The sequence below is a fragment of the Marinobacter sp. V34 genome (genome assembly GCF_055524115.1).
In genome coordinates this window covers 97,011-119,607 of sequence record NZ_JBUPZY010000001.1, presented here as the reverse complement: position 1 = coordinate 119,607, position 22,597 = coordinate 97,011, and the positions used below count along the sequence as shown (strand labels likewise).

Below are 22,597 nucleotides of genomic sequence, written 5' to 3'. Positions count from 1 at the left end.
TCAGGCTTCTGCCTGTTTCGCAGCGGCCTTGACCTGCTCGGTCAGCTCACCACTTTCTGACATTTCAAGAATGATGTCGCAGCCGCCCACCAGCTCACCTTTGATATAAAGCTGCGGGTAAGTGGGCCAGCTGGAATAGACCTTGAGGCCTTCACGCAATTCCTGATTATCAAGAATGTTCACGAAAGCGAACCGCTCGCCGCATGCCATTAGTGCCTGAACGGTTTTCGCTGAGAAACCGCACTGCGGAGCCTGTGGAGTGCCTTTCATATAGAGGATGATGGCGTTTTCCTCAAGCTGGCTCTTGATGGTTTCGTTGATGTCCATGAACTCTCACCTCTCATTGGAAACGGGGTCGCCCGGTTGCGACATACCTGGCACTATTGTACACGTCCCGGGACGCTCACCAAACACCACCTGGCACCTGCGCATGCTCTGGCGTTGTCTTCCGCCCCTTGACGGGCTAGACTTGAGCCCCTGCCTTTCAGGCAATCAGGCAACCTCCGTTTCCGTATTTCCCGCCAGTGCGGCCCTCACCGCGCGCTGGCGTATTGCCGTTTCAGGACAATGACCACCACGGGCCGGTTGTAACCACGAATAGATCCCGGATTTCATGGATAGGGTTATCGATTAATTAAGGGCCACCCCATGGCAGTAAGACATTTTCTCACACTCAATGACTTAAGCTCCGACGAGCTTGAAAGTCTGGTCGACCACGGCACTAAACTACGCAACGATTGGCGCCAGGGCGCAGTGCGCGAAACCCTGAAGAATCGTGTCCTGGCAATGATCTTCGAGAAGTCGTCAACCCGTACACGGGTGTCCTTCGAGGCTGGCATGACCCAGCTCGGTGGCGCTGCCCTGTTCCTCTCTCCTCGTGATACCCAACTCGGACGAGGAGAGCCTATTGAAGACTCCGCCATCGTGATTTCCAGTATGGTGGACGCTGTCATGATCCGGACGTTTTCTCACGATACGGTCGAGGCATTCGCGGCGGCCTCCAGGGTACCCGTTATCAACGCCCTGACAGATGACTTCCACCCGTGCCAACTACTGGCCGATATGCAAACGTACCGGGAGCATCGCGGCAGCATTCGCGGCGGCACCGTTGCCTGGATTGGCGATGGCAACAACATGTGCCAGTCCTACATCAATGCAGCAACCCAGTTCGACTTTAAGCTCCGCGTTGCCTGCCCGGAGGGTTACGAACCTGACAGCGAATTGCTGAAAGCCCACCAGGAACGGGTGTCTGTGGTTCATGATCCGGCTGAAGCTGCCAGAGGCGCCGATCTCCTGGTCACGGATGTCTGGGCTTCCATGGGGCAGGAAGATGAACAGAAAGCCCGTCAAAGAGCCTTCCAGAACTACCAGATCAATCCCTCACTGATGAAGATGGCGGACAAGGACGCCCTCTTCATGCACTGCCTGCCCGCGCACCGTGGCGAGGAAATATCCGCAGACATGATGGACCACCCGCGCTCTGTAGTCTGGGACGAAGCCGAAAACCGCTTACACGCCCAGAAAGCGCTGCTGGAATTCCTGATCCTCAATCGACTGGACTGACCGAATGACCGATAGCCTGGTTCAGCCTGCTGACTGGCTGCTGGAAGTAAACAACCTGTCCTGCGGGTATGGCGATGGCTCAGTGGTCAGGAACGTCAACTTTGCTCTTAGCCACGGCGATATCGGCTGCCTGCTGGGCCCCAGCGGTTGCGGAAAAAGCACTATCCTCCGGGCATTGGCAGGGTTTCTTCCCATCAATACCGGTGAAATCTGCCTGCAGTCCAGCTCCATCAGCCTGCCCGGCCGTACTCTCGCCCCCGAGAAGCGCAGAATCGGCATGGTGTTTCAGGACTACGCCCTGTTTCCACACCTGACGATTGCCGAAAATGTCGGCTTCGGCTTGCGCAGAGAGGATCGCGAGGAAAAACATCAGAAAGTCACCGAGTTGCTTAAGGTGGTTCACTTGCAGGACCTCGCCGACAACTACCCCCATGAGCTGTCGGGTGGACAGCAACAAAGGGTGGCGCTTGCCCGTGCCCTGGCACCGGAACCCACGTTAATACTGCTGGACGAGCCGTTCTCAAATCTCGACGCAGACCTGCGTCGCCGACTCAGCCTGGATGTGCGGGAAATCCTCAAGACACTCGGCATCAGCGCCATCCTGGTCACTCATGATCAACAGGAAGCCTTCGCCATGTGTGACCAGGTGGCGGTTTTGAAAGATGGCGGAATACAGCAATGGGACGTGCCCTACAACCTCTACCACGAACCCGCCAACCGCTTTGTTGCGGGCTTTGTAGGCCAGGGAGGGTTCGTCCCAGGAAAAGCGCTGGGGCCGGACACGATTGAGTCCGAGCTGGGGGTTATCCGCGGCAACCGCGCCTACACCTGGCAACCCGGCACACTGGTCGACGTGCTGATCCGGCCAGACGACATCGTTTACGATGCCAGCTCTGAGCTCAAGCCAAAGGTGGTGGAAAAGACCTTTGCCGGCACCTCCACACTCTATCGCTTTCGCTGCTCGGAAGACACCGAGTTCGAAGCTCTGTTCCGGAGCCATCTGGACTTTCATCTGGGTGAACATGTGCCAGTCCGGGTGGAGGCAGACCACCTGATCGCCTTCGAGAGAACCTGACACCAGAACTTCAGTTATTACAAACCCGTTCCACGGAATCCAGCCAACCGGCATATAGGGTTTCCCGCAATGCCGGCTTCATGGCGGGCTCGAAGCGATACTCACGCTCCCAAAGTTGCGCTATCTCATCCAGCCCCTGGTAAACACCGGTCTGCAAACCAGCCAGATAGGCCGCGCCCAGTGCCGTGGTCTCAATCACTTGCGGGCGATCCACCGGCACGTTGAGGATGTCCGCCAGGAATTGCATCACCCAATCGTTGACCACCATGCCACCATCTACCCGCAGTGCCTGCAGGGACGCACCATCGTTTTGGATGGCGCGGATCAGGTCCTTGGTCTGATAGCACACAGATTGTAGGCCGGCCGTGACAATCTCGCCGATTCCTGTATCCCGGGTAAGGCCGAGAATTGCCCCACGGGCATGGGGGTCCCAGTGTGGAGCACCCAGCCCGGTAAAGGCCGGCACCAGGTAAACAGGGTTCTCCGCCCCCACCTCCGATGCATAATCTGAGGATTCACTGGCGTGGCTGATAAGCTTCAACCCGTCCCTGAGCCATTGCATGGCGGCGCCGGCGACAAAGATGCTGCCTTCCATGGCGTAGCACGGCTTTCCGTTCAAACGATAGGCCATGGTTGTCAACAACCGGTTTTCGGAGCGCAGCGCCTTTTCGCCGGTGTTCAGCATCAGAAAACAACCAGTGCCATAGGTGCTTTTCGCCATGCCGGGCTCAAAACAGGCCTGTCCGATCAGTGCCGCATGCTGGTCGCCCGCAATACCGGCGATCTGCACCGGGGCTCCCAGCCATTGCTTGTCGGTGGTACCGAAGTCCGCTGCGGAATCGAGCACCTCCGGTAACAGAGCCCGAGGAACCCGGAACAGAGCCAGCAATTCGTCGTCCCATTGCTGATTATGGATATTGAACAACGCCGTGCGCGAGGCATTGGTGGCATCGGTCTTATGGGAGCGTCCGTCGGTCAGATTCCAGAGCAGCCAGCAGTCCACAGTACCGAAGGCAAGCTCGCCGGCTTCCGCCCTCCGGCGGGCACCGTCGACATGGTCGAGTATCCAGGCAATCTTGGTGGCGGAGAAATACGGGTCGATCAAGAGGCCCGTGCGTTCAACCACTGTGCCTTCATGACCATCGGATTTGAGCTTGGTGCAAACAGACGCCGTGCGCCGGTCCTGCCAGACAATCGCGCGGTGAATTGGCTCTCCGGTTTTCCGGTCCCAGATCACCGTGGTTTCCCGCTGATTGGTAATGCCGATACCTGCCAGGGTTGAAGCATCCAGCCCTGACGACTCGAGGACTTCCCGGCACACCGCCAATGTACTCTGCCAGATTTCGTCGGCCTCGTGTTCCACCTGGCCATCTTTCGGAAAGTACTGGTGGAACTCCTGTTGCGCCGTGGCGATAGATTGGCCTGAGGCATTGAAAATGATCGCGCGGGAACTGGTGGTCCCCTGATCGATGGCGAGCAGGTGCTGGGTCATGGGGCGTCCTTTCAGGTGCTTCAGCATTGTTCTATTCAATGCTGCAATCTTCTCAAAGGATTGGTAAGAACGCTATGGCAAAAGCCGGGCATAAAAAAAGGGCCGGAAAACCGGCCCTCAAATGACGAATGAAACAAGGAAAGTTCGTAAGAACTACAACCTCTAAAGTCATCCCTTACACTCTTAGTATCGGCTCAGATTGCCAGGCCTTCAGTTGAGGTTGTGTTGCGCATTTGTTACATCAGGTTAGGGGCTGAGAGTCGCGTCACAAAACCGCTCACAGAGTGTGCTCCACCGGCTTCTTACGCGGCCAGACCAGACTGAAGCGGGCTCCACCTAGCTCGTCGCTGCGGCTGACAAACGCCTGCCCGCCATGCCAGTAGAGGATTCTTCTGACAATAGAGAGGCCGAGACCATAACCGCCCGAAGTTCGGGTACGACTGTCGTCAAGGCGGGCAAAGGCGGTAAACACTTTTTCCCAATCCTCTTCGGGTATACCAGGACCGTCGTCCTCCACATCGATGCGGCAATTATCCTCATCAAACTGGCAGTGGACATTCACGCGCCCGGCCGCGTAACGGGCGGCATTTCCTACCAGATTCTGAACCGCCCGATGCAGATATCGCGGCTCCACGTCAGACAGCGACCAGCGCTCGGACTCATCGTCAATGCCTGCCGCGATGATGTGATCCGGGCGGATCATCTGTTGTTCGCTCACAACCTGACGAACGATATCACTCACCGATTGCTCCTGAAGCGCAAATACGGGGCCACCCTGTTCCAACCGGGCGTAGGTAAGGATTTCATCGATCAGCTCATCGAGCTCCTGGATGTCGCCGTCAATGCCGTCGAGCTGCTTCTGGAGCGCCTCCGGAGAGTTGGCGCTTTCGATCATCTGGACACCGAATCGAATACGGGCGACCGGTGTTCTCAATTCATGAGAAACCGCGTGGATCATTTCCCGCTGAACTCCCACAAGACGCTGGATATGCTCCGCCATACTATTGAAGGCGGCCGCCAGCCGGGACACAAGGCGACTGTCGCCGGCATCCACCCGCGCGCCCATCTCGCCCCGGGCAATACGGATTGCCACCGACTCCACGGCCCGGAGATTGCTGTCCACATCCCTTAGCGCCAGATAGAGAGCCAGTGCGAGCACACTTCCCGCGACAACGAGCAGTAGCAGCATTACCGGCCACGCCCAGGGATTGAAGAGCGAAGGCATGGCCATGTCCACGAGAGTGCCGTCTTCCAGGCGGATCAACACCTGGGCACGATCCCGGGAGGGATGATGGTACAGCGAGATACCCCGCTCGGAGACCCGTTCCAGAACCTCGGAATCCGGGAGTTCAGCCTGATCCCGAACCGGCATCAGCTCTACCCCGAGCGTATCGGAAAGCTGCGACATGGCACCTTCCCGACCGTCAGAAGACATGCTATCAAGATGCAGGCGCGCGATGAGAGCGGTTGCTTCGGCCACATCACTGTAGATGTCCCGGAATCGCAAATCGATGATCCCACCGCTATCGTTCTGGACCATAACCTGCTGGCCGATACTGGTGTCCATCGACACTACCTGCCCGTAGGAAAGACGCTCCATGATGACATCGGATACCGACAGGTTACCGGGCGGCGTCACCCGAAAATCGTAGAAAGACTCAAGCCAGGGGTACTGCTGCTGAGGATAGGGTGTCGCAACGAGCCAACGTAACAGCGGTTCGGAAAAACGCTCCTGCCAATACTGCTCCCTGACGGAATTCACACCCAGGAACAACGCGGCGCAAAACAGGAGAATCAGAAAGGTAAGACCAATCAGCCGGGCGTAAAGCTTGAGAAAAAACTTGAGGGGCATTGCTATAACCCTGGCAATGAACGCCGGCCCCGCCGGGCCAGCGCCAGAGACTGAACAGTCAGGCTTCCTTTACGAACAGGTAGCCTTTGCTGCGTACGGTTTTAATGCGCCTCGGGTGGATGGGATCGTCGCCAATTTTTGGACGTATCCTTGAAACCCGGACATCGATCGAGCGGTCCTGACCGTCGTATTCGATCCCTCTCAGGGCGGTGAAGATTTCCTCACGACTGAGCACGCGACCGGCATTACTCGCCAATAGCCAAAGCAGGTCGAATTCAGCGCTGGTGAGATCAATACTTTCGTCGCTCAACCACGCCTCGCGCATTGACCTGTCCACCACCAGATTGTTGAACTGCAGTCTGACCGGTTCTTCACCGCTACCCTCTTCGGCAGCCACCGAGCCATTCTCGGTCACCCGCCTCAGCAAGGCGCGAATTCTCGCCAGCAGCACCCTTGGCTGAACCGGCTTACCGATGTAATCGTCGGCACCCATTTCCAGGCCGAGCACCTGGTCCAGATCGTCCGTACGGGCGGTGAGCATGATAATGGGCCCCGGATAAAAAGGTCGCGCACGCCTGCAGATAGACAGCCCATCCTCACCTGGCAACATCAGGTCAAGCACGACCAGGTCCGGCTGCTCTTTGCGGATGCGCTCCACCGCGCTTCCACCGTGGGTTTCGATGGCGACAGTCAAACCGTTACTCTCCAGGTACTCCCTGGTCAGTTCTGCCAGCCTCTCATCATCTTCGACTATAAGAATCCGCCAACTTTCGTTCGTCTGTTCCACGCCATCCATCTCTGATTTTGTTTTTCCGGTTTCTGAAACGTCCGGCCAACTTCACCCCTCCTGGCCGAAACAGAGCTGCCTGTCAGAAGATCAGCTACCCAACTGACAATACAGGCTACCTCCTGTAACAGCAATTATACATGCTATTCAGAAATATACATGGAACTGCCTGTTCGTTACAGCCCGTAACTAAGGTCACAGTGCCGCACCGGTAACGGGACTTGTCACAAAGTCGTCATCCCACGTTCATTCCGATGTCACACCGGATTCATAGCCTTGTCGAAAAGTGGAAACAAAGAGGCATTGCCATGAACGCCCAGACTGCCCGCCTGTCACGCTCGGCCCGACGGCTTCAAACCGTCATCACCCAACAATCGGATCTCGTTGAGTCCGCCCAGAAACTGCGCTATCAGGTTTTTTCGGAAGAGTATGGTTCTGACCTGGGTGCTACCGTCCCTGGCATTGATGCGGACGAGTTTGACCGATTCTGCGATCACCTGATTGTCACCGACGAGAATACCGGCGAACTGGTGGCCACAACACGAGTGCTCCACCACAGTCAGGCCATGCAAGCCGGTGGTTTCTATTCCGAAGGTGAGTTTGAACTCTCGTCCCTCTACCAACTCCCGGGGACCGTTGCCGAGCTTGGGAGAACCTGTGTGCACCCGGACTATCGTAACGGCGCGACCATCAGCCTGCTGTGGGCGTCCGTTGCGGAATACCTGGTATCGCGAAACGTTGACTACCTGATTGGCTGCGCCAGTATCGGTATGTCTGATGGCGGTCTGAAAGCCTGGCGTATAGCCCGCTACCTGCAGCGGGAATTTCTGGCCGGCGAGGAGTACCGGGTAACCCCGTTGCGGGCACTGCCGCACTTGACCCACGCCGTCAGCGAAGACCGCCCCGTGGACGTTCCCGCTCTGATCAAGGCCTACATGCGCCTCGGCGCCCGCGTCTGTGGCGAGCCCTGCTGGGACCCGGACTTCCGTTGCGCAGACCTGTTGGTGGTGCTGGACGTCAACAACCTGGCCAGTCGCTACAGCCGCCACTTCATGCGCAAACAGGCCCAATAGGCGACTGAGACCTACCTGGCAAACGGAGGATTGGCTATGGAACTGATACGTCTGACAACAAGACTGGCACTATTTACCGGCTTCATGGGCCTGACGGCAACGCTTGCCGGCACCCTGCTACTGGCTGAGGCCCTGTTCCGCTGCCGCATTGACCGCGCGCCCTTCGCCCGTATCTGCTTCAACGGGGCCAGTCGCTGCCTTGGTTTTCGCATGTCCACGCAGGGCACCTTCAGCGAGAGGCCTGTGCTCTATGTCAGCAACCACATCTCCTGGTCGGACATCCCTGTACTAGGCGGACAGGTGCCCCTGCGCTTCCTGTCTAAAGCGGAAGTCGGCCGCTGGCCGGTGATCGGTTGGCTGGCCACACAGGCGGGCACGCTGTTCATTCAGCGCGGCAGCGGCAAGGCCGACAAGGCTCGCCACGAAGTTACCAGCACCCTTCTGAACGGTCAGTCGGTGCTGGTGTTTCCGGAAGGTACTACCACAGCCGGAGTAACGGTCCTGCCCTTCCATAGCCGCCTACTTCACGCTGCGGCGGATGCGGGCGTCGACATACAGCCTCTCAGCATTGGCTACCTGAGGAACGGCCACCCCGACCATTTGGCGCCGTTTATCGGCGACGATGAATTTCAGCATCACCTAGTTCGCATGCTTCGCCAGCCGGCGGTCGAGGTTGGTGTTATTGCACATCCGGTGGTGACCGTTGATAAAAACACGGATTTGGCGGATATAACGCGGGCTCTACGGCAGACGGTACACGATGGATTGCAGCAGATTCAGGCAGGACGCCTTTCAGATCACGCTTCAGGCGGGCCGACAGCGATTGCCGGCCCGAAGACATAACTCAGCTCAGCGGATGGCCGGCGTTAATTTCCTCTTCCGTGGCTTCGCGCTTACCGATAATTTCCAGATCAAAGTACAGAGTAAAACCCGCCAGCGGATGATTGGCGTCCACCCGCACCAGATTGCCATCGATGCTCACCACCTGCACGACCTGGGCCGTGTCGCCGGCATTGGTCTGAAACTTCATCCCTACCTGCAGGTTCTCCACCCCCTCGAACATAGAGCGGGGCACTTTGCGGATCAGTTCCGGATTATGTTCGCCGTACGCCATGGCCGGCGGCACGGTCACTTCCAGGCAATCACCGACATTACGGTCTTTCACCGCTTTCTGGATGCCTTGGATGATTTCCGGGCTGCCCTCCAGGAAATGAAGCGGCTCGCTACCCTCGGAGGTGTCAACCAGCTCACCGAGCTTGTTCTTGAGGACATAATGGACGGTTAATACAGCAGGTTTTTGCATCAGGCGTTTGTGTTTCCTGTATTCGGGGGTGTATCAGTCAGATTCAGGCCATGGATGACCAGGCGCCGGTCCAGTCTCGCCTTCAGGCTCCGGGGCTTATCCAGGCTCATGCGCTCCAGCAAAGGCTGGTAGCGATCTTCATCGTCGCTTGCCTTGACGGCGCGCCACAAAGTCAACAGTTTACCACGACGGGTAGCCGTTGCGGCCTTCAGTGTTTGCAACGCCTTGCCCAAACGAAGCTCCTCGTCGGTAAAGTCCCGCCCGAACGGGAACGCTGGAAACATATCTGTGTCTCCAGCAACCTTTATGGCCTCTCCAACCACCTCTGGCGTGTTACTGCACCACTGCTCAGGCAGACGGAACGACGCATCCACTTTTCCCGCTTTCTGGGCCTGCTTCAGCAAATCAGACTGAAACCGTGAGTCCGCGATGCGGATCAATCGCAGGTATACCTGCTCGTCGGACTGGCCACGCAGATCCGCGATACCGTACTCGGTGATCACAATGTCGCGAAGATGACGGGGGATAGTGCAGTGCCCGTAACTGAATACAATATTGGACAGTGTTTTCTCACCGGACGTACGGGTACTGCGCAGGGTCAGGATGGACCGGGCGCCCTGCAGTTCGTGGGCCATGGCCACAAAGTTGTATTGGCCGCCAACACCACTGACCACTCGCCCGTCTTCCAGCCCATCGGACACCGCCGCACCACTGAGCGTATGCATCATTGCCGAATTAATAAACCGGCCATGCATCCTCTGTGCAACTTTCAGGCGTTGATTGCCAAACTCGTGGTCGTACAGGTGGTTGATGTAGTTGACACTGGTCATGCAGATGCGCTGGCGGTCGTGCGGTGACAGGTCCCGCAACCGCTGATAGAACGCTTCGGGGCCAACGAAGAAGCCACCATGCACCACAACCCCTCCCGTCAGTGACGTTCCCAGGGCCAGCGACTCCATGGCGCTTCTCGCCTCCTCACTGTCCAGATCCGGGTCCAGGGATTGGTCCCCCACACTCAGTCGCCCACCCTTGAACTCAACCTCCGGATTCAGGATGCCGTAACGACACAGCCACTGCACGTCCCTGGCCCGCAACGGCGAATCAATCAACTGCTCCCGACGCAGGACATCGAGGGAGTCCAGAGAGACATTTTGGGTAAGCTCTCCCCGATTTATCAACGTTTGCAATTCGGCATGATCAAACACTTCGCGAGTCAGGACACCCGCTTCCATGAGGTAAATAAAGCCATCCACCATCATTTCGCTGCAGCCGTAGAGCCCCTCCTTGAAGGCATCAGTGCCACCGTACTCAGAAACCACCGGAAAGCGGTCCGCCACCTTCAGGTGATCGAACACTTTCCTCCAGTGCCCGTTATGTCGATGCCGCAGAATGGCACTGTGCACCAGCGCCGCGCCCAGCGAGCCGATTCCCACCTGCAAGGTTCCTCCATCCCGGAGCAACGCACTGGCGTAGAACCCGATGAGGTGATCCTCCGGGCTGACCGCCATTTGCGGTGCCGAGAACAGGGGGTAGTCGGAGGCTGCGTGCTCCAGGACGATGTCAAACTGGTCTTTCTCGACCGCAGCATCGTTGCCCAGGAATGGCAGATGGCTGTTGGTTTCTGCCACCAACGCCACGGGTGTTCCGGCCGCTTCCCGCGCCCGCAACAGGGGCAGAAGGTCCAGGCTCAGGTCCGGATTGCAGCTCAGGCTAACGTAGCCTTCCTGATCCGGTTCGGTCGCCGGGGCTACCATCTGGCCCACGACGTTGACGCCCAGTGCCATCAGGTCACGCACGGCGTGGGTGTAATTGGTGCAGACATAGTTACGCTGCTGGTCCTTGTTATTCAGGAAGGACCCGGCCTTGAAGAAAAATTCGGACACCCGCACGTTGTCGGGTAAACGCTGGCGAATCACGTCCCGTGCGTAGTCCAGTTCCGGAATTCGCCCGTACAGGCGTTCGGCAAACGGCCCCATGAACCGCTTTTCCAGAGATGAACTGCCACCGGGCGCGGTCAGGGATAGCGCCGTGACAATATGGAGCTCTATGGACGGATCGTCCTTGGCTCGCTGGTAGAGGGCGTTAGCAAAACGTACGGGTTTGCCAAGCCCCAGTGGCAGGCCCAGTGTAATGCGCTTACCCACCCGGCGAATCAGCTCGTCCACACAGGCACCGCTGTCCGTGAGCGTTACTGGCAGTTGTTCCTCCACCATCGCGGCCATAGTGTTACTCCCTCAGTTGCCGTCAGAATGCTTACCGATACGGATAATCACATGTGCCATTGTGACAGGCAATGCGCAGAGACAGATAAACGTTGGCGCGGATTCGTGGGAGGTCAGTCAGGATTCGAGGGGATGAAACAACGGTGAGGGCTCAGAAGTTCCAGCGAAGGTTGAGGCAGGCGCCTTCTTCAAGTAATGCAATACCGTGGTCCGGCTTGGCACGATCAGACGCATAGGACTTCTTTCCCGAATCTGAGCCGCTGAGACTGAGACTCAGAAGGCGCGAGCCAATGGTGGCATACATGTCGGATTCTTCACGCTCGAAGTCGCCCGACATTTCTTCCTGGAGCTGATACACGTTCTCGGCCGGGACTTCGTCTGCAAACACACGCTCGCTAGCTTCAGCGCGAACGACGAAGGCGATCATGTTGAGGGCAAGAAGTGCGACGAAGATACGGATAATCATAATAATTCTGGCGACCTGTAATCGAAACGGAATTCTACTGTCATGTAATGCTTAAGTCTAATGATTAAAGGTCGGAAAGATGTGATTTTGCCCACAAAAGTGCCGCTTTTTTGTCACAGAATCACCGCATTTTTGTCAAGAAAACAGCAATCTCTGTTGCAAACTGTAAGTAGCCCCCACTATGCCGCCAGTAACGGTCAAAGAGGGGGCTGTACGGCAGGAGTTGTTAATAATCCGTAACCCTTGCAGGACTAGGGGCAGGGATATGTGTACACTTGGTTAAGGTTCTCTATCGCCCCAAGCACCTCCTCGCTCAGGGACACAGACGCCGACCCCAGGTTTTCACGAAGCTGCTCAAGCGTCGTAGCTCCAATAATGTTGCTGGTGACGAAATCACGGCTGGTCACATACGCCAGCGCCATCTGCACCGGTGACAGACCGTGGCTGGCTGCCAAGTCTACGTAGGCACGAGTCGCCTCGGCACCGCGACCGCTGGTGTACCGGGTGAAGCGCTCAAACAGGGTCATCCTGGCACCTTCCGGGCGCTTGCCGTCGAGATATTTGCCTGAGAGCATGCCGAAGGCCAGCGGTGAGTAGGCCAGCAGGCCAACCTGCTCACGGCAGGCAATTTCCGCCATTCCCACTTCAAAGGTCCGGTTGAGCAGGTTATAGGGATTCTGCACGCTGACAACCCTGGGCCAGTCACGCTCTCGAGCCAGCCTGAGGTATTCGCTCGTTCCCCATGGAGTTTCGTTGGAAATTCCTACGTGGCGGACCTTGCCTTCCTTGACTAGTTCAGCCAGCGTGCCCAGCGTCTCTTCAATAGGGGTAGCCTGCTCGTCCACACTGTGCCGATATCCCAGCTTGCCGAAGAAATTGGCATTTCGATCCGGCCAGTGCACCTGATAGAGGTCGATATAATCGGTCTTGAGCCGGCGCAGGCTGTCTTCACAGGCCTGACGGATATGGTCCCGGGTCAGGCGCGGGCCATCCCGGAGGTAATCCAGCCCATTGCCCGGCCCCGCGACTTTGGAAGCAATCACCAGGTCATCGCGGCGGCCCCGCTTCGCCAGCCAGTTACCCAGATAGCTTTCCGTGAGACCCTGGGTTTTAGCCCGCGGCGGCACGGGGTACATCTCCGCAGCATCGATAAAATTAATGCCCTCGGAGGTGGCCAGGTCCAGCTGCTCAAACGCTTGCTGTTCGGTATTTTGCTCGCCCCAGGTCATGGTACCCAGGCAAATTTCGCTTACATCAATGTCGGTCCTGCCGAGCTTGCGGGTTTTCATGCGTACTCCCGAATCTGATTGCTGAAAAAGGTAAAGGGATTGTCACGGGACTGTCCCGGAACTGTCATGCCAGGTTTCCATAGTGGAGGCATGAAAGAGGAAACCACAGGTAACACCGTGATGAGAGCCACCCAGGCTTCAGGGCGCAAGCGCCACATTACCATTGTTTCGGAGACCTTTCCTCCGGAAATCAATGGCGTGGCGAACACTCTCAGGCACCTGTGCCTGGGCTTGATGCAACGCGGCCACAAGGTAACGGTCATCCGCCCCCGCCAGCGCCATGAATCAAAAGGACGTTTCGAAGGTGCCGGGGAATGCCCGTTTTCCGACGAGCAAGTGGTGACCGGCCTGCCACTGCCTGGTTATAGCGACTTAAGGTTCGGAATGACCCGGCCGGGCTTCCTGGCCTCACTCTGGAAGCATCAGCGCCCGGACGCCGTTTACGTTGCCACCCAGGGGCCCCTTGGGGTAGCGGCTGTTGCGGCCGCCAGACGGGCCGGCGTTCCGGTCAGTTCCGGCTTCCACACCAATTTCCATGCCTACAGCCGCTACTACAGCGCGGGGTTCCTGGAGAAACTGTTGTGCAGCTACGGCCGTTGGTTTCACAACAGGACAGCCATAACACTGGTGCCAACCCGGAAAATCGCTCAGACAACCCATGACATGGGCATTCACCCAACATCCATATGGAGCCGCGGCGTTGACTGCACCCATTTTTCGCCCCACAAACGGGACATGGTGCTCCGGCAGCAATGGGGGCTACATGCCAACGACCGGGCTGTACTCTATGTTGGCCGCCTCGCGCCGGAAAAAAACCTTCAGATGGCAGTGTCATGCTTTGAGCGTATCCGCGGTCTGCACCCCTGCGCGAAATTCATACTCGTGGGTGATGGGCCGATGCGCAAGCGCCTGGCCGAACGCCATCCGGATTACGTGTTTGCCGGAACCCGCCGTGACGAAGATCTGGCCCGGCACTATGCCTCCGGTGACATTTTCCTGTTCCCCAGCAAGACCGACACCTTCGGCAACGTGGTTACTGAAGCCATGGCCAGTGGCCTGGCGGTGGTTGCTTTTGACGATGCCGCCGCCAGCGAACATATCCGCCATGAAGACAACGGCATGAAGGCTCAACTCAGCAACGACGACGGCTTTGTCGACCATGCCCTGCGCCTGGCCGACCAGCCAACCCTGATGAACAGGATACGGGCGCAGGCACGCCTGGACGCGCTGGACCTGAATTGGGCCGCACAGGTTGAGCAGTTCGAACACCTGATACTGAACCAGCCACTGAGGAATAGCTACAATGCCCTCCACAAGCAAGGCATCTCGCTTCTTTAACCTGGTGGATCAGAGGGAGTTTGCCCTCTGCCAGTCCATCAATCGGTCCCTGCGGTTTCGCCCGGTGCAGGGGTACTTCAAGATTGTCAGCCGGCTGGGTGATGGCTGGCTATGGTATCTGGTCATCCTGTCGATGCCCGTGCTTATGCCTCAGACCGGGCTCGCCATCGCGCTGCTGATGGTGGCCACCGGTCTGACCTGCACCATCACCTACAAGCTGCTGAAGCGTTGGCTGATCCGCGAACGCCCGTTTATATCGTTTCCGTCGATAAATTGCGGCACACCGCCCCTGGATCGCTACAGCTTTCCGTCCGGCCACACCTTACACGCAGCCTGCTTCAACACGGTGCTCGCCATGACGGCGCCGGAGATGGCCTGGCTGTTACTACCTTTCACCTTGAGCGTGGCCGCTTCCCGGGTCGTGCTCGGCCTTCATTATCCCAGCGACGTGGCGGCAGGCGCCTTGATTGGCGGCGTCTTAGGCCTGGCTTCGGTTAACGGCTTTTACGACCTGTTTATTCAAACAGCCGCAGTTGCATAACCGGCGACTCATCACTGCGAAAGCGCACGCCCAGCCCCAACAGGCGCACCGGGCGGCCCGTATCCGTCACCAATTCATCCAATAGCGGCTGATAGTCCTCCAGTTCGGGCTGCTGAATCCGGTCGCGCACACGCTCCAGGGTATGGGTGGAGAAGTCGCTGTAACGAATCTTGATAAACAGTTTGTGAATGGGTTTTCGGCCGGCCTTGCGGCTGAGCCGGAGGTTCAGGTCGGCCACCAGCGAGGCCATCACCGACTCGCAGGCGCGCTTGTCCGGCAGGTCCTGGGAAAAGGTCCGTTCCACGCTGACAGACTTGGCGATGCGCGACACCACCACATCCCGGTCATCACGGCCGAACGCCATTTCCCGCAGCCGGTACCCCTGCTTGCCGAACTTCTCCGGCAGGGCCTCAGCGGATAGCGCCTGAATGTCGCCACAGGTGGCAACGCCCATCGCGTGAAGTTTGCCAGCGGTCACTTGCCCCACGCCAAAAAGCTTTTCGACCTTCAGGTCCTGAACGAAACCCTCAACGTCCTCCGGGCGGATCACAAACAGACCGTCTGGTTTTTTCCAGTCACTGGCAATCTTCGCCAGGAATTTGTTGGGAGCAACGCCGGCAGAAATGGTGATACCCACCTCGTCTTTCACTCGCTTGCGCAGGTACTGCGCCATCAGCGTGGCACTGCCTTTATGCTCGGTTACCTCGCTGACATCCAGGAAAGCTTCGTCCAGCGACAGCGGCTCCACCAGATCGGTCAACTCCCTCAGGATGGCCATCACCTGTTTCGACACCGCCCGGTAGCGGGCCAGATCCGGCGGCACGGTCACCAGGCCGGGGCACAGGCGCCGGGCTTCGCCGCCGGGCATGGCGGACCGCACGCCAAAGGCCCTTGCTTTATAGTTGCAGGTGGTGACCACTCCGCGACCACCTTCACCACCCACTGCCAGCGGAACCTCCCTTAATGAGGGATCGTCCCGCATTTCCACGGCGGCGTAGAAGCAGTCGCAATCTACATGGATAATCTTGCGCTGGGCCATGACTCTTCAATCAAGTAAATTATCTGTACATATGTACAGCCTTGTATCTTACGGTAACATGCTGAGAATGTCAGGAGCTCCGAGTAGCGACTCCCAACGACGACAACGACAGGTGTGAGCAATCATGACAAACCCGATCCCAGAACAATCGCAGACGGAAATCGAAGCCGCCGCGTTTCGAACGCTGGTTAACCATCTGCGCGAGCACACCGAGGTCCAGAATATTGACCTGATGAACCTGGCAGGGTTCTGTCGCAATTGCCTTTCCAAATGGTATCGCGCCGAGGCCGCCGACAAAGGCTTCGAGCTGTCAGACCCGGACGCGCGGGAGATCATCTATGGCATGCCTTATGAAGAGTGGAAAGCCCGCTATCAACAAGGGCCCAAACAGGACCACAAGGCATGAACGTCAATGACGCGGTTCGCATCCACCTGGCATCGGTTGAAGCCGGCCATGGCGACTTTGACGACACCCTGGCGCTGATTGACCGATTTTTCGACTATCAGCCCACCGGGTTCCACAACGGACCGCTGTACAATGGCACCGGCGAGAATGCCGGTTCATGTCGGGTATTTTCCCTGGCCCAATACTGCAACCTGACCGAATCCGACACTTTGCGTCTGTTTGCTCAACACTACCAGCAGGTGCTGGATGAACCGGCAGGTGAAAGCCATGGCAATATCCGCCAATTCATGGGCACCGGCTGGTCCGGTATCCGCTTTGACAGCCCCGCGCTTCGCAAGCGCCCGGGCACCACTCAGGACGACACCACGGAAGAGACCCATCCATGAGCGAAACTGCCGTATCCGGGGTAAAGCAGTGTTTCCAACTGAAAAGTGCGAACGTTTCCATGACCGCACTGGAGCTGTATTTTTTTGACAACGATGAGTTTGAAGGCACGCTCAGGGACAAAATCAGCCAGGCACCCGGCTTCTTCAAGGACATCCCCCTGATCATCAGCCTGGAAAAGTATGAGGGGCTGAGCAGCGAACTGGATTTCTTCAAGATCATCGGCGCCTGCCGCCGCCACAATATCCATGTCATCGGCGTACGCGGTGGCAACGATGATCAGCGCCGCCTGGCCCGTGGTGCTTCACTGGCGCTGCTTCCCGGTGGCAACCAACGTGATCGGGATATCGGCCCCGCGCCAGTCGCGGAGTCGGCTACGACTGAATCCACCGAAAAGCCGGCCCCCGCCAGGGCCGAAAACCACGGTGAGCCAGCGCCCGCGAAAATCATCAACCAGCCGGTCCGCTCCGGCCAGCAGGTTTACGCGCCCGACGGTGACCTGATCATCCTCGCGCCGGTTCAGGCCGGCGCCGAAGTGCTGGCGGCCGGCAACGTTCATGTCTATGGACCTTTACGCGGGCGGGCCCTCGCAGGTATTCACGGTGCGGAACATACACGGGTATTCTGCCAGTCTCTTGAAGCAGAGCTTGTGTCCATCGCCGGACACTATAAAATCTCCGAAGATCTTCAGGACAACGGCTGGAAAACCGCCGTCCAGATCCAGCTCAGGGATGATCTGCTGGTGGTAACGCCACTGGAGAAGGCCTGAAAAAAACGTAACTACCCGCACAGACGGGGAAAGCGACGAATCCACCGCGAAACAGGAATGCAACCTTGGCTAGAATCATTGTCGTTACCTCAGGAAAAGGTGGCGTAGGTAAAACCACAACCAGCGCCTCTATCAGCACCGGCCTGGCGAAGCGGGGCCACAAGACCGTGGTGATCGATTTCGACGTGGGCCTGCGCAACCTGGATCTCATCATGAACTGCGAACGCAGGGTGGTGTACGACTTCGTGAATGTGATCCAGGGCGAAGCCACCCTCAACCAGGCCCTCATCAGGGACAAGCGGGTTGATACCCTCTATATCCTGCCGGCCTCCCAGACCCGGGAAAAGGAAGCCCTAACCAAAGACGGCGTTGAAAAGGTGATCAACGAGCTGTCCGAACGTTTTGATTACATCGTCTGCGATTCGCCCGCCGGCATTGAGCATGGCGCCCTGATGGCACTGTACTACGCCGACGAAGCCGTGGTGGTCACCAACCCGGAGGTGTCTTCGGTGCGGGATTCTGATCGCATTCTCGGCATTCTTCAGAGCAAGTCGCGCCGCGCCGAAATGGGCCAGGACCCGGTCAAGGAACACCTGCTGCTGTCCCGATACAACCCGGACCGGGTGGAGAAAGGTGAAATGCTTTCCGTGGCTGACGTGGAAGAAATTCTCGCCATATCCCTGCTGGGGGTGATTCCCGAGTCCCAGATAGTACTGAACGCCTCCAACCAGGGTGTTCCGGTGATTCTCGAGGAAGACAGCGATGCGGGGCAGGCCTATGATGATGCTGTCGCCCGTCTGTTGGGTGAGGAACGCGAGTACCGCTTTATGACGTCCCAGAAAAAGGGTTTCTTCTCACGGATGTTCAAGGGGGGCTGACGGATGAGTTTCCTCGATTATTTCAAGAGCAAGAAAAGCAACCGGTCCGCCAGCGTCGCCAAGGAACGCCTACAGATCATTGTTGCCCACGAACGGGGTCAGCGCGAACAACCCGACTACCTGCCAGAGTTGCAGAGAGAGCTGCTTGCGGTGATCCGCAAGTACGTTCAGATCAGCGATGATCAGGTCCAGGTAGAAGTGGATCGCAACGACAGCTGCTCAGTACTGGAACTGAACGTTACCCTGCCGGAACACTGACAGGTACGCTACCAGCGGGCAAAGTGATCCTCCATCAGTCCCCGTAGGCCGTCTACGGGGACTGGCTCGCCGCTCTCATCGCAGACAGTCCCGGTAAAGGTGCCGATGTACTGGCGAAAATTGGACGCGATCAGCAAAGCATTGAGTCGCTCCCTCCGAACCCCCGAAGGCATGAACGTCAGCTCTACCCTGCCGTCGCCCGTACTGATCTGCCAGGGTGCGGTTTCATCGTAGCGATCAAACACGAAACGAGCCTGTCCGAGTTTGATGCAGCGCCCGTCCAGCCAGAGCGCATTTTCTGTCATACCGGTTTCATTCACGCCCGCTGCCAGATTGAGACCAACAGCACGGCCGTCTGTCAGTACACCTGCCAGGCTTGCCCAGTTCCAGGCGGTTTCGCGCCTCATAAACCCGCAACTCCAATCGACGGCTGCGCGTGACCGGGGATCGCATTGCCAGTTCTGACCCTGCCAGCGAATGTCTCCCGACACCGGCAAACCCGCTGATTTTCGGGTAAACACCCAACCGCTGTAACCGGCCGGGCACACCAGCCTCAGAGGTTGGGTATCCGCTTCTATCTTCAGGGCTATCCGGAGATCATCGGGCCCGGAAACCGACACGCCGCGCGAGTGGCCGTCCGACGTGATGCGAACACATGTCCTCCCTTTACGGAACTCCGTCACCCCGGTTTCGGGCCAGGGCTCAATGTGGGTCCCCATCGCCAATGGCTGCGTCAGGGACTGCTCCATCATCTGCCCGGTCTTGAAATCGTATAGGTAGAAGAACGCTGTACTGACTAGTTTCAGGTCCACCACCGCCAGCCCGAACACCCATCCCGGCGACATCGCACTGACGAACTGAAACTGATTAAAACGGGCTTTACGGGCCAGGGCCGACCGCGGTTTGTCCATCACCGTGCGAAGATCGAAGTCCCGATAGTTGATGATATCCACCGGTGTGTCCAATAAGCCGAAAGGGACTCGCCCCCGGCCATCAATCAGTCGCTTGTTTGTTTTATTCATCGTCAATTCAGGCCAAATGTTAACGTCGGGAATTCAGTCAGTTACCCAGTTCACAAACCCCCGATCATAGCAGGCTGGCACCAGATCAGTCGTGGTAGACTCGCCCGACCATGTTCAAGGAAGTGTAACTCATGCAAAACCTGAGAGCCCATGGCAACCAACGCCAGGCCTATGGACGCGTCAACTGGCTTGCAGCCACCACGGTTTTCCTGCTGACCTCAGGTTTGGCCTTTGCCGGGCTGCCGGCAGAAGACTCAGAGAACTGGAGCCTCCGCAAGGAAACCGGCCATATCCGGGTCTATACCACTGACCAGCCCGACTCCAGCTTCCAGGCTTTCAAGGCTGTGGCCGTACTCGACGTACCGATCGAGAACCTGATGGCGGTCATGATCAACCCCAAGTCCTGCGTTCAATGGGTTCATAACTGCTCGGAATCCTACGCCTTCGGCTCGGGTGATTTTTATGAGCGCTACGCCTACTCGGTCAACGATATGCCTTGGCCGGTCACCGACCGTGACTACGTGCTGCGTATTCGCACCTGGGGCCAGCAGGCCGATGGCGAGATCGTGATGGACCTCAACGCCATTCCTGATCAACGGGACGAAAAAGATGACTACATCCGTGTCGACAAGTCCGACACCCTTTACCGCTTTATTCCCGAAGACGACCAAACCCGAATGATCTGGGTTCAGCACACAGAGCCCAACGGTTCGATCCCCGGCTGGCTGGTCAATACCCTGCTCGTGGACATTCCCATTCGTTCCATTGAGCAGCTGGAACGGGTTGCCCAATGGGATCGCTACCAGAACCACGAGCTAATCTACGACCCACAGGGCCAACTGAAAGATGTGGTCCCCAAATCTGAATCAGGGGATGACTAGAACACCAGTAACAGCTAAGCTCTTTTACAAAGGACCTGCTAACGGAGCCGATTCGTCAATGACCGTTCTCGCTTACGAGATCATGACCCCGAGCATCAAGGCCGTACCTCAATCCTGGACGATGGACCGTCTGGCCAGGTTCCTCACCGACAACGAAATTACCGGCAGCCCGGTTACCGACGAAACAGGCGAGATCGTCGGCATTGCCACCCTCAAGGACATCACCGAATTCCGCTGGAACGCCAGCCGTTCCGAATCCGCTACCCGCATGACCCCGGAAGAGGAACAGGAAGCCCGACGCCTGCGCATGGCCATTTTTGAGGAGATGGGCAAGGTGCCGGTGGAAGTGCGTGACATCATGACCCCTATCGTTTTATCGGTTGACGAGCAAACGCCTGTGCGCGACATTGCCGATATTATGATGCGTGAACACCTGCACCGGATTTTCATCACCAAAGACGAAAAAATCACCGGTATAGTGACCACGTATGACATGCTCAAACTGATCTCCGACCAGGAGCTCACCAACCGCTGTGCCGGGAACGGCTGACCAGAGAGGTATCACACCCTATGCCAAGAGCATCGCAGGCTCGCAGAAAGATGTATGTCCTCGACACCAACGTCCTTATCCACGACCCGAACGCCCTCCTGAATTTTGAAGAACACGACGTCATCATCCCGATGACGGTCCTCGAAGAACTCGACAGTCTTAAATCCGGCAAACAGGCCGTCGCCGCCGACTGTCGTCAGGCCATCCGCAACATTGATAAATTGCTGGGTGATGCCAGCCCCGGGGAGATCGAGAAGGGTGTACCCATAGTGCGCGGCAAGAAAGCGGAACCTCTCGGCGCATTATCGATACTGATGAGCACGGACTACCAGGGCAACCATGGCCTGCCTGAGCACCTCAACGACAACAAGATCATCAATACCCTGGCAGCCCTGCAAACCCGCCACACATCGCGGGACATTATCCTTGTCAGCAAGGACATCAACATGCGATTGAAGGCCCGGGGCTTTGGCGTGGAAGCCCAGGACTACCACAACGACATGCTGCTGGACGATATTGACCTGCTGCCGAAAGGGTACAAAGAATTCCCGAACTCGTTCTGGGACACTATCGAGAAAGTCGAAACCATCCAGCGGGAGGGTATTACCGAACACATCCTTCGTCGTGAGGGCGACCTGGCCAGGCTGACCATCAACGAGTTCGTGATTGATGAGCAGGGATTTGTCGGCAAGGTGTCTGATGTGGGCGAAGACCAGATTGTCATTCGGGATCTGCACCAGCACGATCTGATGCACGAGGAAGTCTGGGGCCTCGTACCGCGGGATATATACCAGGCCATCGCCCTGAACCTGCTGCTGGACCCGGATATCCACCTGGTAAATCTGACCGGTTCCGCCGGCTCCGGTAAAACAATCCTGGCACTGGCAGCCTGCATCGAGATGACCGTGGCCAGTAAACTGTACAAACGCATTATTGCCACTCGCAGCACCCAGGGGCTGGATGAAGACATCGGCTTCCTCCCCGGCACCGAGGCCGAGAAAATGGAGCCCTGGCTGGGCGCCATCGTGGACAACCTGGAAGCCCTCCACGAAGACGACGAGAACATGACCGCCAGCGTGGACTACATCCTCAGCAAGGTGCCACTGCACTTCAAGTCGATGAACTACATTCGCGGCCGCAGCTTCCAACACAGCCTGATCATCATCGACGAATCCCAGAACCTGACACCGCACCAGATCAAGACCATCATCACCCGAGCCGGCAATGGCTCCAAGGTGATCTGCCTGGGCAACCTGGCACAGATCGATACGCCCTATCTCAGTGCCCTGAGTTCAGGACTGACTTACATGACCGAACGCTTCAAGAGCTTTCGACATGGCGGGCATATCCATCTGCAGGGCGTTCCACGCTCCGTACTTGCGGAATACGCGGAAGCGAATCTCTAGCCA

Annotated in this window: 24 protein-coding genes; 14 read left to right on the top strand and 10 right to left on the bottom strand. The window is 57.6% G+C overall.

Annotation, left to right across the window (positions count from 1 at the left end; translation table 11 throughout):
• On the bottom strand, positions 1–327 hold the full coding sequence (grxD, locus tag AC0B60_RS00600; RefSeq protein WP_465083217.1) for a Grx4 family monothiol glutaredoxin: 327 nt from the start codon (positions 325–327) through the stop codon (positions 1–3).
• Between the two features lie 321 nt (positions 328–648).
• Between grxD and argF the strand changes: the two genes are divergently transcribed.
• Positions 649–1,563, top strand: coding sequence for an ornithine carbamoyltransferase (argF, locus tag AC0B60_RS00595; protein WP_465083216.1), 915 nt, complete (start codon positions 649–651; stop codon positions 1,561–1,563).
• Between the two features lie 4 nt (positions 1,564–1,567).
• A complete protein-coding gene (locus AC0B60_RS00590; RefSeq protein ID WP_465083214.1) occupies positions 1,568–2,638 on the top strand; it encodes an ABC transporter ATP-binding protein in 1,071 nt (356 codons plus the stop codon).
• Positions 2,639–2,648: 10 nt separating this feature from the next.
• Here the strand turns inward: AC0B60_RS00590 and glpK are convergent, their stop codons facing one another.
• The 3 genes from glpK to AC0B60_RS00575 form a co-directional block, all read right to left on the bottom strand.
• On the bottom strand, positions 2,649–4,130 hold the full coding sequence (gene glpK, locus AC0B60_RS00585; protein ID WP_465083212.1) for a glycerol kinase GlpK: 1,482 nt from the start codon (positions 4,128–4,130) through the stop codon (positions 2,649–2,651).
• Positions 4,131–4,407: 277 nt separating this feature from the next.
• Positions 4,408–5,982, bottom strand: coding sequence for an ATP-binding protein (locus AC0B60_RS00580; protein WP_465083211.1), 1,575 nt, complete (start codon positions 5,980–5,982; stop codon positions 4,408–4,410).
• 58 nt (positions 5,983–6,040) lie between these two features.
• Positions 6,041–6,778 carry a response regulator gene (locus AC0B60_RS00575; protein ID WP_465083209.1) on the bottom strand — a complete coding sequence of 246 codons (738 nt, stop codon included), beginning with the start codon at positions 6,776–6,778 and terminating at the stop codon, positions 6,041–6,043.
• A gap of 299 nt (positions 6,779–7,077) precedes the next feature.
• On the opposite strand from AC0B60_RS00575, the gene AC0B60_RS00570 reads away from it, so the two are divergent.
• Positions 7,078–7,842, top strand: a complete 765-nt coding sequence (locus AC0B60_RS00570; RefSeq protein ID WP_465083207.1) for a GNAT family N-acetyltransferase — start codon at positions 7,078–7,080, stop codon at positions 7,840–7,842.
• 36 nt (positions 7,843–7,878) lie between these two features.
• Positions 7,879–8,685 carry a lysophospholipid acyltransferase family protein gene (locus AC0B60_RS00565; protein ID WP_465083205.1) on the top strand — a complete coding sequence of 269 codons (807 nt, stop codon included), beginning with the start codon at positions 7,879–7,881 and terminating at the stop codon, positions 8,683–8,685.
• A 1-nt stretch (position 8,686) separates the two neighbouring features.
• Here the strand turns inward: AC0B60_RS00565 and AC0B60_RS00560 are convergent, their stop codons facing one another.
• From AC0B60_RS00560 to AC0B60_RS00545, 4 genes are all read right to left on the bottom strand, one after another.
• Complete coding sequence (locus tag AC0B60_RS00560) at positions 8,687–9,145, bottom strand: FKBP-type peptidyl-prolyl cis-trans isomerase (RefSeq protein ID WP_465083204.1); 459 nt, start codon at positions 9,143–9,145, stop codon at positions 8,687–8,689.
• The gene (locus tag AC0B60_RS00555) at positions 9,145–11,367 is read right to left on the bottom strand and encodes an acetyl-CoA hydrolase/transferase C-terminal domain-containing protein (protein ID WP_465083202.1); all 2,223 of its coding nucleotides are present in this window, start codon (positions 11,365–11,367) and stop codon (positions 9,145–9,147) included. The genes AC0B60_RS00560 and AC0B60_RS00555 overlap by 1 nt, the downstream gene beginning before the upstream one ends.
• Before the next feature lie 151 nt (positions 11,368–11,518).
• Entirely contained in the window at positions 11,519–11,833 is a 315-nt protein-coding gene (locus AC0B60_RS00550) for a hypothetical protein (RefSeq protein ID WP_041333497.1), read from the bottom strand.
• A gap of 251 nt (positions 11,834–12,084) precedes the next feature.
• Complete coding sequence (locus AC0B60_RS00545; RefSeq protein ID WP_465083200.1) at positions 12,085–13,122, bottom strand: NADP(H)-dependent aldo-keto reductase; 1,038 nt, start codon at positions 13,120–13,122, stop codon at positions 12,085–12,087.
• Positions 13,123–13,212: 90 nt separating this feature from the next.
• Here AC0B60_RS00545 and AC0B60_RS00540 point away from each other — a divergent pair, with 90 nt between their 5' ends.
• Positions 13,213–14,460 (top strand): glycosyltransferase family 4 protein, encoded by a 1,248-nt coding sequence (locus AC0B60_RS00540; RefSeq protein WP_465083906.1) that lies wholly within the window; start codon positions 13,213–13,215, stop codon positions 14,458–14,460.
• A complete protein-coding gene (locus AC0B60_RS00535; protein WP_465083199.1) occupies positions 14,426–15,001 on the top strand; it encodes a phosphatase PAP2 family protein in 576 nt (191 codons plus the stop codon). Before AC0B60_RS00540 ends, AC0B60_RS00535 begins: the two co-directional genes overlap by 35 nt.
• Here the strand turns inward: AC0B60_RS00535 and dinB are convergent.
• Positions 14,976–16,040, bottom strand: coding sequence for a DNA polymerase IV (gene dinB, locus AC0B60_RS00530; protein ID WP_465083197.1), 1,065 nt, complete (start codon positions 16,038–16,040; stop codon positions 14,976–14,978). The genes AC0B60_RS00535 and dinB overlap by 26 nt on opposite strands.
• Before the next feature lie 124 nt (positions 16,041–16,164).
• Here dinB and AC0B60_RS00525 point away from each other — a divergent pair, with 124 nt between their 5' ends.
• From AC0B60_RS00525 to minE, 5 genes are all read left to right on the top strand, one after another.
• Positions 16,165–16,446, top strand: coding sequence for a DUF1244 domain-containing protein (locus AC0B60_RS00525; protein WP_465083196.1), 282 nt, complete (start codon positions 16,165–16,167; stop codon positions 16,444–16,446).
• Positions 16,443–16,832 (top strand): HopJ type III effector protein, encoded by a 390-nt coding sequence (locus AC0B60_RS00520; protein WP_465083194.1) that lies wholly within the window; start codon positions 16,443–16,445, stop codon positions 16,830–16,832. The genes AC0B60_RS00525 and AC0B60_RS00520 overlap by 4 nt, the downstream gene beginning before the upstream one ends.
• Positions 16,829–17,599 carry a septum site-determining protein MinC gene (gene minC / locus AC0B60_RS00515; protein WP_465083193.1) on the top strand — a complete coding sequence of 257 codons (771 nt, stop codon included), beginning with the start codon at positions 16,829–16,831 and terminating at the stop codon, positions 17,597–17,599. The genes AC0B60_RS00520 and minC overlap by 4 nt, the downstream gene beginning before the upstream one ends.
• A 65-nt stretch (positions 17,600–17,664) precedes the next feature.
• Entirely contained in the window at positions 17,665–18,477 is an 813-nt protein-coding gene (minD, locus tag AC0B60_RS00510; RefSeq protein WP_465083192.1) for a septum site-determining protein MinD, read from the top strand.
• Between the two features lie 3 nt (positions 18,478–18,480).
• Positions 18,481–18,735, top strand: coding sequence for a cell division topological specificity factor MinE (minE, locus tag AC0B60_RS00505; protein WP_465083191.1), 255 nt, complete (start codon positions 18,481–18,483; stop codon positions 18,733–18,735).
• A gap of 8 nt (positions 18,736–18,743) precedes the next feature.
• Here the strand turns inward: minE and AC0B60_RS00500 are convergent, their stop codons facing one another.
• Positions 18,744–19,757, bottom strand: coding sequence for a DUF2804 domain-containing protein (locus AC0B60_RS00500; RefSeq protein WP_465083190.1), 1,014 nt, complete (start codon positions 19,755–19,757; stop codon positions 18,744–18,746).
• Positions 19,758–19,888: 131 nt separating this feature from the next.
• On the opposite strand from AC0B60_RS00500, the gene AC0B60_RS00495 reads away from it, so the two are divergent.
• Genes AC0B60_RS00495 through AC0B60_RS00485 form a run of 3 tightly spaced genes read left to right on the top strand, consistent with a single transcriptional unit; the run spans position 19,889 to position 22,594 of the window.
• The gene (locus AC0B60_RS00495; RefSeq protein ID WP_465083189.1) at positions 19,889–20,638 is read left to right on the top strand and encodes an START domain-containing protein; all 750 of its coding nucleotides are present in this window, start codon (positions 19,889–19,891) and stop codon (positions 20,636–20,638) included.
• A 58-nt stretch (positions 20,639–20,696) separates the two neighbouring features.
• Positions 20,697–21,188, top strand: coding sequence for a CBS domain-containing protein (locus AC0B60_RS00490; RefSeq protein ID WP_465083187.1), 492 nt, complete (start codon positions 20,697–20,699; stop codon positions 21,186–21,188).
• Between the two features lie 20 nt (positions 21,189–21,208).
• The gene (locus AC0B60_RS00485; RefSeq protein ID WP_036204072.1) at positions 21,209–22,594 is read left to right on the top strand and encodes a PhoH family protein; all 1,386 of its coding nucleotides are present in this window, start codon (positions 21,209–21,211) and stop codon (positions 22,592–22,594) included.
• The last annotated feature ends 3 nt before the right edge of the window (positions 22,595–22,597 follow it).

Excerpts from the sequence above, each read along its gene's own strand:
- dinB (WP_465083197.1), bottom strand. The coding sequence starts at position 16,040 with ATGGCCCAGCGCAAGATTATCCATGTAGATTGCGACTGCTTCTACGCC.
- AC0B60_RS00520 (WP_465083194.1), top strand. The coding sequence starts at position 16,443 with ATGAACGTCAATGACGCGGTTCGCATCCACCTGGCATCGGTTGAAGCC.
- AC0B60_RS00500 (WP_465083190.1), bottom strand. The coding sequence starts at position 19,757 with ATGAATAAAACAAACAAGCGACTGATTGATGGCCGGGGGCGAGTCCCT.
- AC0B60_RS00490 (WP_465083187.1), top strand. The coding sequence starts at position 20,697 with ATGACCGTTCTCGCTTACGAGATCATGACCCCGAGCATCAAGGCCGTA.
- grxD (WP_465083217.1), bottom strand. The coding sequence starts at position 327 with ATGGACATCAACGAAACCATCAAGAGCCAGCTTGAGGAAAACGCCATC.
- AC0B60_RS00485 (WP_036204072.1), top strand. The coding sequence starts at position 21,209 with ATGCCAAGAGCATCGCAGGCTCGCAGAAAGATGTATGTCCTCGACACC.
- AC0B60_RS00590 (WP_465083214.1), top strand. The coding sequence starts at position 1,568 with ATGACCGATAGCCTGGTTCAGCCTGCTGACTGGCTGCTGGAAGTAAAC.
- AC0B60_RS00565 (WP_465083205.1), top strand. The coding sequence starts at position 7,879 with ATGGAACTGATACGTCTGACAACAAGACTGGCACTATTTACCGGCTTC.
- AC0B60_RS00560 (WP_465083204.1), bottom strand. The coding sequence starts at position 9,145 with ATGCAAAAACCTGCTGTATTAACCGTCCATTATGTCCTCAAGAACAAG.
- AC0B60_RS00580 (WP_465083211.1), bottom strand. The coding sequence starts at position 5,982 with ATGCCCCTCAAGTTTTTTCTCAAGCTTTACGCCCGGCTGATTGGTCTT.
- AC0B60_RS00540 (WP_465083906.1), top strand. The coding sequence starts at position 13,213 with ATGAAAGAGGAAACCACAGGTAACACCGTGATGAGAGCCACCCAGGCT.
- AC0B60_RS00570 (WP_465083207.1), top strand. The coding sequence starts at position 7,078 with ATGAACGCCCAGACTGCCCGCCTGTCACGCTCGGCCCGACGGCTTCAA.
- AC0B60_RS00575 (WP_465083209.1), bottom strand. The coding sequence starts at position 6,778 with ATGGATGGCGTGGAACAGACGAACGAAAGTTGGCGGATTCTTATAGTC.
- AC0B60_RS00495 (WP_465083189.1), top strand. The coding sequence starts at position 19,889 with ATGCAAAACCTGAGAGCCCATGGCAACCAACGCCAGGCCTATGGACGC.
- minE (WP_465083191.1), top strand. The coding sequence starts at position 18,481 with ATGAGTTTCCTCGATTATTTCAAGAGCAAGAAAAGCAACCGGTCCGCC.
- AC0B60_RS00545 (WP_465083200.1), bottom strand. The coding sequence starts at position 13,122 with ATGAAAACCCGCAAGCTCGGCAGGACCGACATTGATGTAAGCGAAATT.
- argF (WP_465083216.1), top strand. The coding sequence starts at position 649 with ATGGCAGTAAGACATTTTCTCACACTCAATGACTTAAGCTCCGACGAG.
- minC (WP_465083193.1), top strand. The coding sequence starts at position 16,829 with ATGAGCGAAACTGCCGTATCCGGGGTAAAGCAGTGTTTCCAACTGAAA.
- AC0B60_RS00525 (WP_465083196.1), top strand. The coding sequence starts at position 16,165 with ATGACAAACCCGATCCCAGAACAATCGCAGACGGAAATCGAAGCCGCC.
- glpK (WP_465083212.1), bottom strand. The coding sequence starts at position 4,130 with ATGACCCAGCACCTGCTCGCCATCGATCAGGGGACCACCAGTTCCCGC.
- AC0B60_RS00550 (WP_041333497.1), bottom strand. The coding sequence starts at position 11,833 with ATGATTATCCGTATCTTCGTCGCACTTCTTGCCCTCAACATGATCGCC.
- AC0B60_RS00555 (WP_465083202.1), bottom strand. The coding sequence starts at position 11,367 with ATGGCCGCGATGGTGGAGGAACAACTGCCAGTAACGCTCACGGACAGC.
- AC0B60_RS00535 (WP_465083199.1), top strand. The coding sequence starts at position 14,426 with ATGCCCTCCACAAGCAAGGCATCTCGCTTCTTTAACCTGGTGGATCAG.